This is a genomic window from Salipaludibacillus sp. HK11, assembly GCF_047795645.1.
GTDB lineage: Bacteria > Bacillota > Bacilli > Bacillales > Salisediminibacteriaceae > Salipaludibacillus.
On record NZ_CP181045.1, the window covers coordinates 1,942,780 to 1,960,627 of the forward strand.

The window sequence follows — 17,848 nt, forward strand, 5'->3', positions numbered from 1 at the left end:
TTACTCTTTCTCTTCCGCTTTCATAAATCCAATATCATCAACCATCATTTTTCCAGGGCCATTAGTAAAATATAACGTGATTTTTTCGATATCTTCTAAGTTTAAATCCGGGTCCTTTTCTTTGAAAGCCAGTATTGGTATTTCGTATGATTGAAATACGGCTTCGGTTGGCTCCTCATACTTGCCTTCCCTCATTATTCCCTCAAAATAACGATTTATCGTATGTTGCGTATGAATCGATGGAACAATATCTCGAAACTGTTCCAAAGGAACTTCAACGGATTCCCCCTGTTTCGTTTCCAATCCGACTGTTAGTTTAGGATCTGTAGGTCCCACTTCATTTTCATCATCTAATACTCCATCCATATTTGCCATGGACACATAAAAACTTTCAAAAATATTTGGTAATTCTTCTTCTCCATAATTCCCAGGAAAAAGCAACGAATACGATGCCACATCATCCCATTCAAATACCATACCTTGCTTTCGTTTTGTATTTCCTGACCGATTTCTAGCGGATTCTATTTCCCAGACATCAAAACCAACTCCCTCAGCTTTAATCCCTTCAGAAAATTCTGTTTTGTTATTCGTCTTATTGAAATCAACTAGTTTGTGAAGCGAATGATCTTCGAACCGGGTCACATACTGAGTATTCGGTAACCAGTCACTGCCATACCGAACGTCACGAAACAACGGGGTGTATTGATCATTTCCACCTAATGTACTTTCAAGAAACGCAGATATGTACACTTTAGCCGTTTCCCGTTGCTCTTCAGGCTTCATCATTTGGTCCCTGTTGAGAAACAGACCTCCTGGCAGTCTCATATCCATTCTGCCCCAATCTTCATTAAACTGGCTATGATTGGCCTCCGCAATATAAACACCTGCTTTAAAATGATCCGGATCATTTTCAACAGACACTCTAGAATATTGCCGATCTCCGTGATAGTTTTGCACATCACCATCTCTCGCTCCATGAATCGTTAAATAAGACACATTATTCAACTCTGCTCTCATATCATCTACTTGTGTATCCGTAGGTGCAACCCCAATCACAGACTGAACATGAATATCTTCCATCCCCGATATAGAATTGTCATTTTCGAACCATCGCTCGTAATCACCAACCATTGCAGCAGCTTGCCCTCCACGGGAGTGCCCCATTACCGCAACACGATGCATATCAACCTTTTCATAAAAAGCCGTTTCTGGGATTTCATTGTATTCCGCTATCTGTAAAAGATGGTGAATCATCATCCATGCCCGCAGCTTCATATCGTCATTAGGAATTCCTGTCCAATTCGAATAGTTCAAAAAGTTCTGATCAATTGATACGGCAATATACCCTCTACTTGCCAGTAACTCTCCTAAATATCCATACCCAGCATCGGAGAAATTCTCCATTCGATGATTTCCATGAACCATCATCAACAAAGGAAATGGCCCTTCTCCTTCAGGCATCCAGACACGCCCGTTTAATGGTAATGCCGTTTCATCAAATCCCCAGAAAAATTTACGATAGCTCTCCCAATTATTGATGTACTCCGAAGCATCGATCGAATCAGATAGTAAGTCGACGTGATACCTAAATTCATCACGATGATTATCTGCACCATTTCCATAAGTAAACGTGTCAATTTGATAATCTCCCTCTTCAGCAGGGTTATTTACCGCTAAAGGGGTTATATAGTCATTGCCACTAAAAGAGGGTTCGACTTTATCGTAATCAATGCTAGGAGACCACATAAAAACAAATATAATGAAGAAAACTGGAATACTTGACCACACCGTTTTTCGCATCAAACTCATTCGATTGGAGCGAATAAGTACCAATATAATCGCAAAACATAAGCCGATCAATATAAAAATCCCCGTCATAATCCAAGAAAATACCTCACCTAAATTTGCCTCTGATAAAATATAATGAGAAAGATAAGTTGCGTAAACAATGCTCCCAAGCAAGAGGCGTGGTAAGGGTATATACAGTAAAGATAGTAGAAACCCAATTACCCATGTGAAGATAATAAACAAAAGTGAATTTACAATGATAAATAGAAGAAGATCTATAAAAACACCAAACCCTGTTGGCATTGCCAAACCTACAATAATTACTGCAGCAACAGTCATTAACCATAGCGAAAGAATCACCATTTTTACGTTAAAATCACGCTCAGATGTCTTAGTCGCTCTAATTTTTATCCATTCAAATAATATTTTACTTTTACTAATAACGAATGACTTCGATCTCATCATTTCAAGATACTCCTCACTAATTAAGATCATCTTTAGTATAATTTCTTCATAATATAAGAACCCTTATTATATCAGACCATTTGCAATTATAGCCGTCAAATATTGTGTAATTTTAAAGATTAGGCGGGAACAGAGTTAACATTGAAATAGTTTCTTTGGTAATTTTTCGATTCCAACAGATAAACTGAACATTGCTACATATGGACAGGCAATTCGTACATATAAATCAAGCCTTCCAACACATAAAAACTTAACTCCTACGTATAGAGAAGCTATTCCAACACATAACAAATTTCGACAAAAATCACTTCCTATATAAGATTATTTCTTAGTCAATACAGCTTAACAACGAAAAAGCCCTTGGGAGTCAGAAGTATTTAACATGCAATAATAGTTAAAACGACATAAAAAAACCACTTATTAAGTGGTTAATTATTACTATTTTTCATCAAACTCTCTTATTAATATTAAAATTATCCTGAAGAAGCAGCCAATTTTGGGGGAAATCCCAACCTAACACCCAATAATACACTCCTCTCAAGTCTAACTCTTTCACAAGATCAAATTTAGCTTGAACACTTCGTGCGTCTTCGAACCAAACTTCGTGTTCTAATCCCTCTTCATCAAAATAGGTGAAGAAAGGCGATTGTGCTTCATCATCGTATTCAATCGCTGCATTGTAGTTTCTTGCTAACTCAATCGCTTCTTGGTGATCAATTGCTCTCGCTCGTGTCTCCCCATCAACAAAAGGAAGGGTCCAATCATACCCGTATAACGGAATTCCCAACATCACTTTATCGCTTGGCATCACGCTCAGTGCATATTCAATTACTCTTCTTACTTCGTTAACAGGTGCTACTGCTCTTGGTGGTCCTCCTGTCCACCCCCACTCATAGGTCATTAAAAAAACAAAATCTGCTATTTCTCCATGAAAGGCGTAATCATGTCCTTCATAAAGTATTCCTGGCATTCCAGGTTCAACTTGAGGTGCTAAAGCACTAGACAAAAAATATCCTCTTTCATCCAAAATTATTCTAGCCTTTGTCATCAGTTCATTGTAACGGTCTCGAAGTCCCGCTCCTAGGTACTCTAAATCAAAGTCTAATCCCAAGTATCCCTTTCCCTCCATAATTGCTATAGCTTCATCTAATAATCTATTTTGTAATTCTTCACTCTGAAGAACAGTCTCTGCTAGTTCTGTACTGAATTGTCCGTCTTTAATATTCGTAATAACCATCAATGGTACCACTTGATTTTCAAATGCCACATTAATAATTTCCTGATCATTTAACGGAGTAAGAGACCCATCTTCGTTTAATTCATAGCTGAATATTTGTAAATATGTTAAATATTCACCTACTCGATCAACTTCATCTGCTGATTCTGCACCAGTTATTTGTAAATCTACATATGCACCAACATCAATCGATGGTTTCTGCCTCAACATATCTGGAATAAACAAACGACTTCCTAATGGCAAATAAGGTGCCCCATTTAAATAATTCATGTTCAACAATGATTCAACAGAAACTCCATTCCTCTCACTAACCTTCCTAATATTATCTCCTCTTTGTAATTGATCAAATCGACCTGACACAGGAACTACCAAAGACTGACCCAACACAAGATTATCATCTTCGGCTAATTGGTTGGCAACAGCAATTTCTTGATAAGGAATCGCATAATTTTGTGCGATTGTCCACAATGAATCTCCTTCTGACACAACATGAATTTGCAAAGAATCCCTCCCTTATTTCTGAAAGACCTCATCTTCTAGGATGATATTCAGTCATGTCACAATTATGAGTGTTTTTATTTCAAGAAAATACGATTTACGTTTTAGATCTCAAATTATAGTAAGTTTAATAATTTTGGACAAAGTAAGAATAATTAAGTGAAGTAGAATTATTGAATATCTTTTTTTCAATACTAAAGGAGGATAAAACCAACGTGAACAGAATCAATATTACCGGAATAATTCAGAAGTATGCTTCAAAAAAATTTATATGGTTACTACTAATTTTCATCTTATTGATAATCTCCTCCGAATTAGTTGATGCACAAGAATCTTCATTATCAAAAGCAGATGTATACGTAGATAATGTCCCAATATCAACAGAATATGTCTTAAAAGACGGATATTTTTTAGTTCCAGCGTTGTTTTTTAAAGAGATGGGATCTTACGTTGACTGGAATGAAGAGTATGATTCGATTGAATTTCATCTAAACAATATCTCTTTTGCACACCCTACTGGTTCTAGTGTGATAGATATTAATACAAACAACAAATGGGAGCGCGAGGAATTATCAACACCTTCCATCCATGTAGATGGTCAAACATTCGTTCCGCTGAATGACATCACAAAACATTTAGGCCTTGAGGTGACCTATAATGAATATCTAAAGAAAACATTTGTTAAAAATCCTAATGTACGAAATGTAAGAAGGATTGGTTCTGGTGATGGAACTAAAAATTATATTGCTTTAACGTTTGATGATGGGCCTGATCCACTGTATACACCACAAATATTAGACATTCTCAAAGACAAAGGAGTACCAGCAACTTTTTTTGCGATTGGTGAACAAGTGAAAAAACACCCAGAAATAATGCAACGGATTGTCAAAGAGGGTCATGCTATTGGCAATCATAGCTTTACGCACCCTGAATTCCCCAAAATTCAATCTAATGAAGTTCGTGATGAAATCTCTAACACTCAAGAAGTGCTATCCAAAACAATTGGCAGAAAACCAGATTTATTTAGGCCACCTTATGGAGCATTAACGAGAGCAGACGAAGAATTTCTTCATCAAGTTGGATTTCAAACGATTATGTGGTCCGTTGATACGTTGGATTGGACAGGACTTTCTGGAGATAAAATCTTTCAGATTGTCGTTAATCAGATTGAACCAGGTGGAATTGTTCTCCAACATAATATTGATTGGAATCCAGATAATTTAAATGGGACCGTTGAAGCTTTACCAAGAATCATCGAAGAACTTCAACACCAAGGTTACACATTTGTTACAGTTCAAACATTATTAGATTAACTCTAACTTAACATTATACGGAACACTTAATAAAAGTCAGGTAGTCAATTGCCTGGATTTTAAGTGATTCCTTTCAATATTCACAGAAATGTTTAACTGGTATAATCGAGTAGGAGGAGGTATTAACCCCCGACCTCTCACACCACCGTACGTCAGTCTGTCTAACAATTATTAATAAATTTTGTTTTTTTGCATGAAAATAGATGCCTTTTGTCGAACCTCTATATCAAAGGAGATGAGTGAGTATGCCTTATATCGTAGGTGAAGATAGACATCAAATTTATTTACTGCCAAATACGTTGGACGACTTTGTAAATGAAGAAAACCCTGTCCGAGTTATCGATGCTTACATCGATAGTTTGAACTTAGAAGAATTGGGATTTCAAGTATATTCGGGCATCAAAGCTGGGCAAAAGCCTTATCGTCGAGAAGACTTACTCAAGCTCTATCTTTACTGTTATATGAATGGCATTCGTTCCTCTCGCAAGATGGAAACCGAAACGAAAAGAAACATTGAACTAATGTGGCTAATCAATAAGCTCCAGCCGGACCACGGTACTTTATCTGCTTTCATGAAGAACAGCAAAACTGCAATAAAAAATCTGTTTAAAGAGTTCACCTTGATGTTAAAAGGTTTTGGGTTAATCGATGGTCAACTGGTCGCAATTGACGGAACAAAATTAAAGGCGAACAGCTCTAAAAAACAACACTTTAATGCGAATATTATCAGTAAAAAGCTAGAGCATATCGATGAAAAAATCGATTCATATTTGCATGATTTTTTAACAGAGGACAATCTTCAAAAAAAGCAAGAAATCACCGAAAGGTTAGAGTCCTATCAAGAAAGAATTCACGAGCTGCAGGTATTTAAACAAGAACTCAAGGAAACAGGTGAAAAACAACTTTGTGTTACTGATCCAGACGCCAAATCCATGAAAAATAACGGGAAGCATGAAGTTTGTTTCAATGTTCAAACTACCGTGGACAGCAAGTATAAATTAATTGTGGACTGCGATACTGTCAATGATGTCAACGATCAAGGGCAATTGTCCAATATGGTGAAGGAAACAAAGAAAATCTTTCACGATCAAAAAACTACGGTTCTGGCCGATACAGGCTATTATAACTACCTTGAGATTATTGATGTTGTCGATGAGAGCACCGAACTCTTAATTAAGTCGCAAAAGGGAAAACAAAACAAACTAGCCAGCGGGTTTGATAGAACGAATTTTTCATATGATACTATAAACGATAGATATATTTGTCCGTTGGGTTATGAGTTACCTTTTAAATGGAATGGCAAGCAGAAAGGGAAAGAGTATAGGCGTTACACTTGCACAAACTTCGATACATGCGGACAAAAAGAATCCTGCACCTCTGCCAAAGGAGGAAGATCAATAACTAGATTAAAAGACGAGGAAGTAATCGAACAGATTACGGAAAATACGCGTAGTCAAAGTGATATTTATAAGCAAAGAGGTGCGATAGTTGAGCATCCTTTTGGGACGATGAAACGTCACTGGGGCTATACATACTTTTTAACACGAGGGTTGGAATCAGTAAGCACTGAGACCAATTTAATTTGTCTTGCCTATAATTTTAAGAGAATAATTAAAATAAAGGGAGTGAAGAAGCTCATACGTCACTTTAGAGACCGAGCTCGCAGAAAATTTCTATGCACAAGGTTTATTCGAGTAAAATTGTATAAATCCCGCTTTAAAGATTGCTTAAATAACCAATTGTTAGACAGACTGACGTACGGATCCGTATACGGCGGTTCAATAGCTTGAGTGTGTTTTCTCGAAGGTATGGTTTAAGTTCTTTAAACCAATTCCTTCGAGAATTTTGTTTGTAATGGTTCGGTGTAGAATAAAGCTACACGAGATATTCCAGTAACCCTTTCGTGTGTTTGCCCATTCCCAAGCCTTTTGTTTTGGTACTTTGAGTTTCATAAGACTTTTATATTTCGTCTTCACTTTTTTCCAGCGTTTCCATATGATTTGTCTAATCCGTCGTCTGATCCATTGATCAATACTCTTGATATAGCCTCTCATATAACTAATCCCGTAGTAATTAATCCATCCAGTTGTTACCTCATTAATTTCTTTGATAATCTGGCGTATATTACCTGGGCGCTTTCGTTTGGTGAGCTGCCTAAGCTTTTTCTCAAAGTTTCTTTTAGACTTTTGATGAGGGCGAAATCCTACACCTTGTCTTGTAGTGTGTAGACAAAAACCTAGAAACTTTCGTTTCGTGGGGCTTCCTATTTCACTCTTTTCACGATTAACGGTGAGTTTTAGTCTATCCTCAAGGAATGTCGTAGCGCTTTTCATGACACGCTCTCCTGCTTTTCTACTTTTTACGTAGATATTACAGTCATCCGCATACCGAACGAATTTGTGTCCACGTTTCTCTAATTCTTTATCGAATTGATCAAGATAAAGATTGCTCAATATCGGTGAAATGTTTCCACCCTGAGGTACACCGATATCAGTAGGGATAATTGTTCCATTAATAGATACACCACTGCTTAGGAATTTTCGTATGAGTGTAAGGATTGTTTTGTCCTTAATGTGCTCTTCCAAATGGAACATGAGTTTGTCATGATTAACCGTATCAAAATATTGTTTCATATCGATATCTACTACTGTTCGATATCCTTGTTTATAGTATTCTCTCGCGCAATTCATTGCGTCGTGAGCACTACGGTTAGGTCTAAAACCAAAACTACTATCCGAAAACGTCGGATCTATTTTCTTCTCGATAACTTGAAGAATCGCTTGTTGAACAAGTCGATCACGTACCGTTGGTACACCAAGCTTTCTTTTTGACCCATCCGGTTTTGGTATTTCCACACGTCTAACGGGTTGTGGTTCATATGAACCTGTTTTTATCTGTTCTATAAGTTCTTCTTTGTTTCGAACAATATAAGCAAACAATTCATTCACAGTCATTCCATCAACCCCAGGAGCTCCCTTGTTCGCCTTCACTTTTTTTATAAGCTTGACTCAAGTTAGAGCGACTGGCTACATTATTGATCAGACGACTCACACCATCTCTTCTTTCCGTTTCACCATGAGAAATACTATACACTTCTACTGTACCTTCGGATTCCATCCTATTCTCTTGTAGATAGCCATCTTTTGATGTTGTCTGTGGTTTTTGCATTTTTTCTCACCTCCACGGCTTCCAAGATTACTATTGTTCAGCCCTTCATCCTCTTTTCGGACTACTATGGCTTCGGCTGACTCCTTACAATTCATCATGCCATCACTGACACAATTGTTCCTGTGGGAAATTCCTTCCCTCTTGTCGGGAACCCTTGTAAGGCCTCCCCGGGTAAGTCTAACCACTTTCCTCCCATATAGGTGCTGGATTTACTGTAAGAGATTCGGGTAGTATAGGACTTCATTTTGTTAAGCAAACTTATCCTTCTCTATTCAGCCTTATATCCAATTTCTATTCGTCACCCCAGGATTTTGCTTCCGGCTTCCTTCAGATTCCACCTCACGATGGACACCCTTGCCTTCCGCTAACAGTTCCTACTACCAAGCCTGTAGTGGACTTTCACCACCAAGTTGTTAGACATGCCGGGCACACTTAAAAAAATCCAGTGTACAAATAATCTGTACACTGGATTTTTTATATTATGGTCTCACAACTACACCATGGAAATTATCAGCCCAGTAGCCGCTATTCATGTTCGCTACTGCTACGCCTGTTGAACTTTGCGATCCAATAAATTGTCCTCCGCCCAAATAGATACCTACATGGCCATTTGTTTTGTATGTGTTGAAGAATACAAGATCTCCAGCTTGCGCGTTACTATATGAAATACGTTGACCCATATTCACTAATCCATCTGTACTGTAAGGTACACTTTTCCCAACTTGTGAGAAAGCCCAGCCTACAAATCCAGAACAATCAAATCTACCATTTGCTACATCGTACGCACTTCGTCCGCCACCAAATACATACGTTGAGTTCCCAATATACTTCCGTCCCACTGTCGTTACTGACGAGCCACCACTGCTCGGTGCTGGTGCCGAAGAGGCTGAGGAAGTACTGTTGGTTGAGTTGCTATTACTATTATTGTTATTATTGTTATTACTTGCTACCGCATCTGTATTGTTGTTATCTTGGTTACTCGTTTGTTCAGCAGCTTGACGCGCTTCTTCTTGTCGTTGTCTCTCAGCTTCTATTCGCTCTTGAATAGCTGCTTCTTGAGACTGCAAGTTTTCATCTTCTTCTATCAATTCAGCCATCATGTCTTCCGTTTGACTTTCTTTTGCTTGAAGTTCTTCTTTCGCTTCATCATTTTGTTCTTTTTGATCTTCCAAATGATGGAGCATTCCTTCCATTTCCGTATAAACGTCATTAAGATCATCTAATTTAGTTTGAACTGCATCTTGCTTTTCTTCTAATTCTAATTGATTTTTTTCAAGTGTATCAATAAAGTCTGTATCCGCTTGAGCGATTTTTGAAATGGTGAATACACGAGTAACAAAATCACTAAATCCCTCAGATCCTAAAATAACTTCTAAGTATCGAGAGTTACCACCTTGTTTTTGATAAGCATTGGCACGATCTTTTAATAAATTGAATCGCTTTTCAATATCTGCTTCTAATTCTACTATTTCTTCCTCTAGTATCTCAATCTCTTGTTCTCTCATTGAGATGTCTTCTTCAGTTTCATCCATTTTTTCTTGATTATCAGCAATCCCCTGATCAATACGATCAATTTGTTCATTTAATTCTTCGATTTCTGTTAAAATATCCGAAAGTTCTTGTTCGGCTTCAGATAGGTTTGATTGAACATCTGATCGTTCAGATTGAATATCCTCTAACTCACTCGTAGCCTGTGCAACTGTTGAAGGTAATACTAATAAACTACTAATTCCCACCACAACAATAAGTCCCATAAAATTTCTTTTCATACTTTTCCCACCCTTATTTTCAAAAATTAAGATTTTTCGTTGATTTCTTATGTATTCTTTCTTAAACTGATTTACAATTCTTGTCTAGTAAACTATTAAATATGACTCACTAAGTAGAATAGTACCATTACTAAATCACAGGAATGTAATAATAGTATTACAAAAAGATTTCAATGTGCTTTTTTTAATAAAATGTGTCCATTATTAGAATTTTCTGTATAATACTAAGGTTATATTTCGCAAATAATGTCTATATTGCTCCTTTTTACACCAAAAATAAAAACAGTAATGACATTCGTCTCACTGTTTTTATTATAATTGTAGTATATAAACGCTATAAATCTTTCTATTCAAATAGGTATATTACACAAAAAAATATCTAAAAGATTTTACTCCCAACTACCATCACGAAATTTTTCAATCGCTCGTAGTTTTTGCTCGACTTCTTTATCTGTTAAATCATGCTCAGCAATATATCGATTACGAGGATGTATTCGACACTCATCGGTACAACCTCTCATATAAAAGTGCTCATTTTCTTCTGAGATTAATATTTGTTTGTTACATTCGGGATTCGCACAATTTACATATCGTTCACAAGGTTCGTCTGTAAAATGATCTCGACCAACGACATGATGTTCTACTTGATTTATAGGGACCGTGATTCTTTCATCAAATACATAACATTGACCGTCCCACAGTTTTCCTTTCACTTCAGGGTCTTGACCATACGTAACTATGCCTCCATGTAACTGAGATACATCGTCAAATCCCTCTTTTAAAAGCCAACCGGAGAATTTTTCACAGCGGACACCGCCTGTACAATACGTCAATATTTTTTTATTTTCAAATTTCTGTTTGTTTTCCTTGATCCACGCTGGTAGTTCTCGAAAACTTCTGATGTTAGGTCTAATTGCTCCTTTGAAATGACCTACGTCAAATTCATAATCATTTCTCGCATCTAAAATCACCGTATTTGGATCATTCATTTGCTGATAGAATTCCTTTGGTTCAAGGTAATTTCCTGTTAATTGATTTGGATCAACATCATCATGCAAGTTAAACGAGACCAACTCTTCGCGATGGCGGACATGCATTTTTTTAAAGGCATGCTCATTTGCCTCATCTATTTTAAATACTAAATCTTCGAAACGAGAATCTTTTCTCATTTCTTCGATATAACTATCCGTTTGTTGAACCGTGCCCGAAACAGTCCCATTAATACCTTCTTCTGAAATAATAATACGACCTTTCAAACCAAGTTCACGACAAAAATCAAGATGTGTATCCGCTAATTCTTGCGGATTTTCAATATAAACATATTTGTAATAAAGTAGCACTTTATATAATGATGCAATCATCATTTATCACCTCTAAATCAATTGATATAACTTTTATAAATATAATTCTAAAAAAGTCCGCTTATTATTATACCAAATAAATAGACATTTATACAAATGAAATATCCGAAATATGTGTTTCTTCAAATCGTATTGCCTCAAACACGAATACTATCTATTTGTCCATCTTCGCCAATTAACTTGAAGCAAAATACATATAAATTTCACAAAAAAGTGATTTAGCCCTCATTATTTTGAGAACTAAACCACTTCTTTTGATAACTTAAAGATTACGAAAGAAAGTCGAAACCAATCGGCATACTAAAGCCTAAGTAGAGTATCACAATAAATGAGACGACTAAACCAATGAGAACCCCTTTGGTACTTTTTCCTTTTGTCATTCTCACTAATACCATCTCAGAAAATCCAATAAGCACAATGCCTAGAACAGTTTTCAATCCATACATCATGTGATCAATTGATGCGAATTCAAAAAAGAGAATACCTCCTGTAATGATAATCAAGATGTAAAAAAGTCGTAATACCATATGTACGATTTTCATTTGTTTCGCCATTCCATTTTTAAATAATACAACAGCGACAATAAATAGTATGACAGCTACTACCCATGTAAAAATGTGGGGATGTGTCGAATAAAACAAGCGAATTCCTCCTTTTCTTTTAAATCTTGCAAGTTACACAATTATTCCATGTATGTCTTAATTTTAAACTGAATTAAACAATAAATAAAGAAATAACCCTTTTATAAATGAAATAAAGTTAGTTAATAACGCTTTCGATAAACTAATTCTAAACTTTCCTTGACAGCAAGAGATGTAAAGGGTAAGTTACTATTTTGAACTCTCGCCATTACTAGCACTATGGGGTGCTCGAAAGTGATGAGACTTCATAGATTTGGAATTTTCTCGGCTATTTGAATGAAAGGCGTTAATATAGTTCATTACGATCAACATACTGCCGTTTAGAAATGAGGAAAAATACATGAATCAAATAGATACGAAAGATATCAGTGTCGGAGTCGCTGCTGGGTCTGGTGCTTATCTCCTTTGGGGTGTTCTTCCAATTTATTGGAAACTTGTTGATAGTGTTCCTGCTATGGAAGTACTTGCACATCGTATAGTATGGTCGCTTTTATTTATGATCATCATGTTCATCGCGATGAGAAGGGTTAATCAATTAACATATGATATTCGCTACCTATTAACACATCCAAAAATTATTGGTGGCATTACTTTATCTGCCTTTTTCATCAGCATAAATTGGGTGTTGTTTATCTGGGCAGTCGCAAACGAACGTATTGTCGAAGTCAGTCTCGGTTATTACATAAACCCTTTGTTTAATGTTCTACTTGGCGTTTTATTTTTCAAAGAAAAATTAATTTTTTGGCAGAAGGTTTCTGTGTTTCTCGCATTAATCGGCGTTAGTATACTCACTTTCTCTTTCGGTCAAGTTCCATATATCGCTCTTGTTCTTGCCCTTAGTTTCGGAATGTACGGTTTAGTCAAAAAGCAGACAAAAATTGGTGCCATGACTGGACTAACGATTGAAACGCTTTTACTCATGCCTATTGCTTTAGGTTTCTTGATTTGGGTACATGATGATTTAAGTGCCGTCTTTTATGTGAAAGATCCTGGGACCGCTTATCTACTCATTGGTTCGGGAATTATCACTGCAATACCATTGTTATTGTTTGGGATCGGTGCAAAAAGAATTCCTTTCTCATTTATTGGATTTCTTCAATACATTGCGCCAACGATTATGCTCATGTTAGGGGTGCTTCTTTATGATGAAGCATTCACTTCTGCACATGCAATATCTTTTAGTTGTATATGGGGAGGTTTAATTATCTATTCCTTTGCAAAGACAAGATTCATGAGACAAATTGCTCCCAAGTAACGTCTGGTACTAATGTAAACTCTTCTTTTCTTTCGTAGAATACTCTTCTTCCTAAATGCAAACCATACAAGTAAACATTCAGGAGGAGTTAGTTACTATGAACCAAACGACAAGTTTTTTTTTAGGGCTTACTGGTGGAATAATTGGGTTTATTTATACGTTTTATGCAGTATTTTACGGAACGATCGATGAGACACTGTTTGGAGAATCTTTTTTCATGGGAACAAGTATGATTGCGATGATCTTAAGCTCAACTGCAATAATTGGAGGCGCGCTTGTTAAGTCTAAACCGAGATTGAGTGGTTGGCTTATGTTTTTATCTGGTCTTGGCTTACCACTGTTTATTAGTACGTTCGGTCTGATTCCAATGTTATTTCTTCTCCCAGCAGGGTTGACTGAAATCGCGCGAGCACGAAACTCAGAATAACTTTTTTCGCTTAGTTAATTTAATGATTTTGTTGTTTACGTGACATTCCACTTTCTTGAGAAAAAAGGGAATGAACCTTTTATGATGACGTTCCCTTCAGCATTTTGGATATCTACATTAGAAGACATATTCTCTTAAGAATTCATTTAAACAGCCCTTTTCTCTCAATAAATAATCATTTTCTACCTACTCTTAAAAATCCTTTTATTCTTTGAAAAAAGTAATTGTAACAGTATATTATAAGAGAGAACGATAAAATTGCAACTTTCGCTATTTAACTTAAAATGGCGTCGCCTTACCCCATCAAAAATTTTCTTAACCGAAAGTCATTAGTTGCTAATGACAACATTCTACCGTATAAATTGAAATATAATGCTGATGGTGTTCATATATGATTAGAGTGGCGGATATCCAAATGTCTTCAGAAAGGTTTAATCGTGACAAAAACCTAAAAGTAACTTATGAAACAGTATGTAGGTACAACGGCGGAAACATTTGTCCCTTTATGTTATGCTCTCTCTTGCCTATCATATTATTACTATACCATCGATGATATTTTTACGTCGGATTGAAGGGAGATTGAAGGTTTTATGATTAAAATTACTGACTTACACAAGTCCTTCGGAAGTACGCTAGTGTTAAAAGGTATTAATGCTGAAGTGAAAGAACAAGAAGTCCTTTGCGTAATTGGCCCATCAGGCTCAGGTAAAAGTACATTTTTACGTTGTATTAACTTACTGGAAGAAATCACTGCTGGTGATGTCGTGATTGATGGTGAAAGTCTAATGGACCCTAAAATTGACATTAACGCGCTCCGCTCTCAAGTTGGTATGGTTTTCCAACACTTTAATTTATTTCCTCATATGACAGTGTTGAAAAATGTTACTCTCGGACCTTTGAAAGTTAGAGGCCTTTCAGTACAAGAAGCTGACAAACTTTCCCTCGATTTATTAGAGAAAGTAGGATTAGCTGATAAAGCAAATGTCTATCCAGGAAGGTTATCTGGTGGTCAAAAACAACGTGTAGCAATCGCGAGGGCATTGGCAATGAGCCCAAAAGTTATCTTGTTTGATGAACCCACATCCGCTCTCGACCCTGAACTCGTTGGCGACGTTCTAGGAGCGATGAAAGATCTTGCTAATGATGGTATGACAATGGTTGTAGTCACACACGAAATGGGATTTGCTCGTGAAATGGGAGATCGAGTCTTATTTATGGATGAAGGAGTCATCATGGAAGAAGGTCCTCCGGAAGATATCTTTGACAACCCTCAACATCCTCGAACGAAAGAATTTCTAAGTAAAATATTATAATTAATAACCTATATAAAAAGCCATTCTTTAAAATGAGAATGGCTTTTTATACAAATTAAAACAATTGATACTTTTACATCAATTTCCAAATAATTGTTTCTCTATCCCTTTTTTAGTGAGAGGGAAGTAAAAATAAAATCCTTGCATCCAATCACAATTTTTCTCTTCTAAATAAACTGCTTGATCATTGTATTCAATTCCCTCAGCAACAACTTCAAGTCCCATCTCGTGAGCGAGTGAAATAATCGATCCAATAATCATTTTAGGACGATTTTGTAATCGAATATCATCTATAAATGATTTATCTATTTTCAACGTATCAATCGGCAGTTGACGCAAATAATTCAAAGATGAATAACCCGTTCCAAAATCGTCCAATGCGACCCGCACACCGATCTTTTTAAGCTCTATTAAAATTTCAACAACACTCTTTAAGTCATCAATTAAAATACCTTCTGTTATTTCGATTTCAAGTAATTCTGGTTGTAAACCAGTATCCGTCAGTATATTCTTGACCGTTTCCGCAAACTTATTATGCTTGAATTGAATAGCTGACACATTAACTGAAATAATGAAATCTTTCCCGTTCTCTTCATTCCATTTCTTTGTTTGTTCACAAGCTTCTCGCATAATCCATTCACCATAGTCGATGATCATACCTGTCTGCTCCAAAATCGGGATGAATCTCGCTGGAGAAACGTCTCCAAAAGTAACCGAATTCCACCTCATCAATGCCTCAAACCCTCTGACTTCTCTTGAACGAGACTTAACAAGTGGGTGATATTGGATAAATATCTCTCCGCTTTCAAAACCTTCCCGTAAAGCCGCTTCTAAACGAATATATTCATCAATTTTATGATTCATACTTGAGTGATAAAATTGAAATTGATTTTTCCCTAGAGATTTCGCTTCGTACATAGCTGTGTCTGCATTTTTCATAAGCTGTTCAAAAGAAGATGCATGATCAGGATAAACAACTATTCCAATGCTTGCACTTAAATAAAAATCTACGTCATGAATTCTTACTGCCCTTTCAAGAACAGGAAGAATCAGCCTTGAAAGATTCCGTAACTGATCGTAGAAACAATTGTATTGATCATTCTTTTTAACCAAAATTGCAAACTCATCACCGCCCATTCGTGAAAGAAATTCCCCATCTTCCAATACATTGTTTACTCTTTTACTAATCTTTTTTAATAGCAAATCACCGGATTGATGACCTAACGTATCATTTACTTTCTTGAAATTATCTAAGTCAAAAAACATCATTGCAATGGACTTACCATCCCTCTCGCAAATTTCTATCGCTTTAATCACTTTTTCTTCGAATTGAATCCGATTAGGTAATCCGCTTAATTGATCATAATAGGCAAGGTGTTTAATTTCCTCTTCTTTTTTTATAATATTTGTTACATCATGCCCTTGCCCTGTGATCATATAAAGATTTCCAGTATCATCATAAACAGGTGATAAAATAATATGAAGCGTCCGCATATCGTTATTTTGATCACAAAGGTGCCCGACAAAATAAACAGATTTCTCCAATCCTAACACTTCATTAAAGTGCTTTTGAAAGATTCTAATAAACTCTGAAAATACATTCTCATCGTGGTCACCAAGACCCTCGAAGATATTCGCTTTTCCAACTAGTGAATCATCAAATCCAAACATTTTATTAAAAGCTGAATTACTCGAAAGAAGATTGCCTTGTGCATCCAAGCTATAAATCAAATCTTTTGAATGCTCAACTAATACATGGTATTTTTTATCACTTAGCTGAATCGCTTCTCGTTTTTTCTTAATTTCATCATTTTGACTTTTTAACTCTTCCTCTGTCGCTATTATCTCTTGCTGTGCTCCCTCTAAACCAACTATTGATGAAATGAGGTATTTATTCAAAGCATATTGACTTAAAAAAATTAAACTGAGAAATGCAATATACGCGGCAATTCTTAAAAAAAATGTCTCACTAGAAGTAGCATAGTCCTCTAATGGAAAATTAAACGTTAAACTTTCAGTATTCCATAGGAATCCTATGAAAACAAAAGTAAATAAATTCACTAACATGAACAGGAGCGCTCGTTTTTCTGTTAGTAAAATAGTACCCATATAAGTTGCAGTTAAGAAAAACAACATTCCAGGACCAATCATTCCGTAAAAATACATACTGCCCATTCCAGCTAAGAATACCATCGATAAAATACTGTATGCACGAAGTGAGTATGATAGCCAGCGTCTAAATATATACATAGAAAATAGAATCAAATAAAGAGGAATTGCGTAATAGGTCAGAGTAATACTGTCCATTGCCAATTCATTTATCAGATTAGCTATTAAAAATATAAGTCCTAGAATACTTATCGATAAAGACATTATGTCTAGAATTCTTTCTTTGACAAAATTATTCAAATTAATAATTTCATTATTTTGAAAATACAAAAGGTTACAACTCCCTCAGTAAAATTTTCCAATTGAAACTTTCTGTAACTTATTATACATCTTTATACCTAGGATGGGAAGTACTAAATTATGCTAAATATCCTATTATCATTTCACTGTATTTTGATAATCTATAATTAGCTGCTTTAATTTTTTTCTCAAAGGGAAGCAAAA

At 36.0% G+C, this 17,848-nt stretch carries 11 protein-coding genes and 1 pseudogene; 5 read left to right on the forward strand and 7 right to left on the reverse strand.

Annotated elements, in window-relative coordinates; translation table 11 throughout:
• Both ACM26V_RS09620 and ACM26V_RS09625 read right to left on the reverse strand, forming a co-directional pair.
• A complete protein-coding gene (locus ACM26V_RS09620) occupies nucleotides 1–2,253 on the reverse strand; it encodes a chlorophyllase/cutinase-like alpha/beta fold protein (RefSeq protein ID WP_416151203.1) in 2,253 nt (750 codons plus the stop codon).
• A 448-nt stretch (nucleotides 2,254–2,701) separates the two neighbouring features.
• On the reverse strand, nucleotides 2,702–3,991 hold the full coding sequence (locus ACM26V_RS09625) for a glycosyl hydrolase family 18 protein (RefSeq protein WP_416151204.1): 1,290 nt from the start codon (nucleotides 3,989–3,991) through the stop codon (nucleotides 2,702–2,704).
• Between the two features lie 212 nt (nucleotides 3,992–4,203).
• On the opposite strand from ACM26V_RS09625, the gene ACM26V_RS09630 reads away from it, so the two are divergent.
• Together ACM26V_RS09630 and ACM26V_RS09635 are read left to right on the forward strand one after the other, a co-directional pair.
• Nucleotides 4,204–5,301: a polysaccharide deacetylase family protein gene (locus ACM26V_RS09630; protein ID WP_416151205.1), complete on the forward strand. Its 1,098-nt coding sequence runs from the start codon at nucleotides 4,204–4,206 to the stop codon at nucleotides 5,299–5,301.
• 245 nt (nucleotides 5,302–5,546) lie between these two features.
• Nucleotides 5,547–7,091, forward strand: a complete 1,545-nt coding sequence (locus tag ACM26V_RS09635; RefSeq protein ID WP_416150301.1) for an IS1182 family transposase — start codon at nucleotides 5,547–5,549, stop codon at nucleotides 7,089–7,091.
• On the opposite strand, the pseudogene ltrA reads toward ACM26V_RS09635, so the two are convergent.
• The 4 genes and pseudogenes from ltrA to ACM26V_RS09655 form a co-directional block, all read right to left on the reverse strand.
• Nucleotides 7,080–8,469 (reverse strand): annotated as a pseudogene (gene ltrA / locus ACM26V_RS09640) (group II intron reverse transcriptase/maturase). The gene ACM26V_RS09635 and the pseudogene ltrA overlap by 12 nt on opposite strands.
• A 479-nt stretch (nucleotides 8,470–8,948) precedes the next feature.
• Nucleotides 8,949–10,238, reverse strand: coding sequence for a coiled-coil domain-containing protein (locus tag ACM26V_RS09645; protein WP_416151206.1), 1,290 nt, complete (start codon nucleotides 10,236–10,238; stop codon nucleotides 8,949–8,951).
• Nucleotides 10,239–10,627: 389 nt separating this feature from the next.
• Complete coding sequence (locus tag ACM26V_RS09650) at nucleotides 10,628–11,602, reverse strand: rhodanese-related sulfurtransferase (RefSeq protein ID WP_416151207.1); 975 nt, start codon at nucleotides 11,600–11,602, stop codon at nucleotides 10,628–10,630.
• Nucleotides 11,603–11,868: 266 nt separating this feature from the next.
• Nucleotides 11,869–12,240 (reverse strand): YisL family protein, encoded by a 372-nt coding sequence (locus ACM26V_RS09655; protein ID WP_416151208.1) that lies wholly within the window; start codon nucleotides 12,238–12,240, stop codon nucleotides 11,869–11,871.
• Nucleotides 12,241–12,580: 340 nt separating this feature from the next.
• Between ACM26V_RS09655 and rarD the strand changes: the two genes are divergently transcribed.
• The 3 genes from rarD to ACM26V_RS09670 all read left to right on the forward strand — a co-directional run bounded on the left by rarD (nucleotide 12,581) and on the right by ACM26V_RS09670 (nucleotide 15,235).
• Nucleotides 12,581–13,495 carry an EamA family transporter RarD gene (rarD, locus tag ACM26V_RS09660; RefSeq protein WP_416151209.1) on the forward strand — a complete coding sequence of 305 codons (915 nt, stop codon included), beginning with the start codon at nucleotides 12,581–12,583 and terminating at the stop codon, nucleotides 13,493–13,495.
• A 97-nt stretch (nucleotides 13,496–13,592) separates the two neighbouring features.
• The gene (locus ACM26V_RS09665) at nucleotides 13,593–13,922 is read left to right on the forward strand and encodes a hypothetical protein (RefSeq protein ID WP_416151210.1); all 330 of its coding nucleotides are present in this window, start codon (nucleotides 13,593–13,595) and stop codon (nucleotides 13,920–13,922) included.
• A 590-nt stretch (nucleotides 13,923–14,512) separates the two neighbouring features.
• Nucleotides 14,513–15,235, forward strand: coding sequence for an amino acid ABC transporter ATP-binding protein (locus ACM26V_RS09670; protein WP_416151211.1), 723 nt, complete (start codon nucleotides 14,513–14,515; stop codon nucleotides 15,233–15,235).
• Between the two features lie 78 nt (nucleotides 15,236–15,313).
• Here ACM26V_RS09670 and ACM26V_RS09675 read toward each other — a convergent pair whose 3' ends face one another.
• Nucleotides 15,314–17,674, reverse strand: a complete 2,361-nt coding sequence (locus ACM26V_RS09675; RefSeq protein WP_416151212.1) for an EAL domain-containing protein — start codon at nucleotides 17,672–17,674, stop codon at nucleotides 15,314–15,316.
• Between the last annotated feature and the right edge of the window lie 174 nt (nucleotides 17,675–17,848).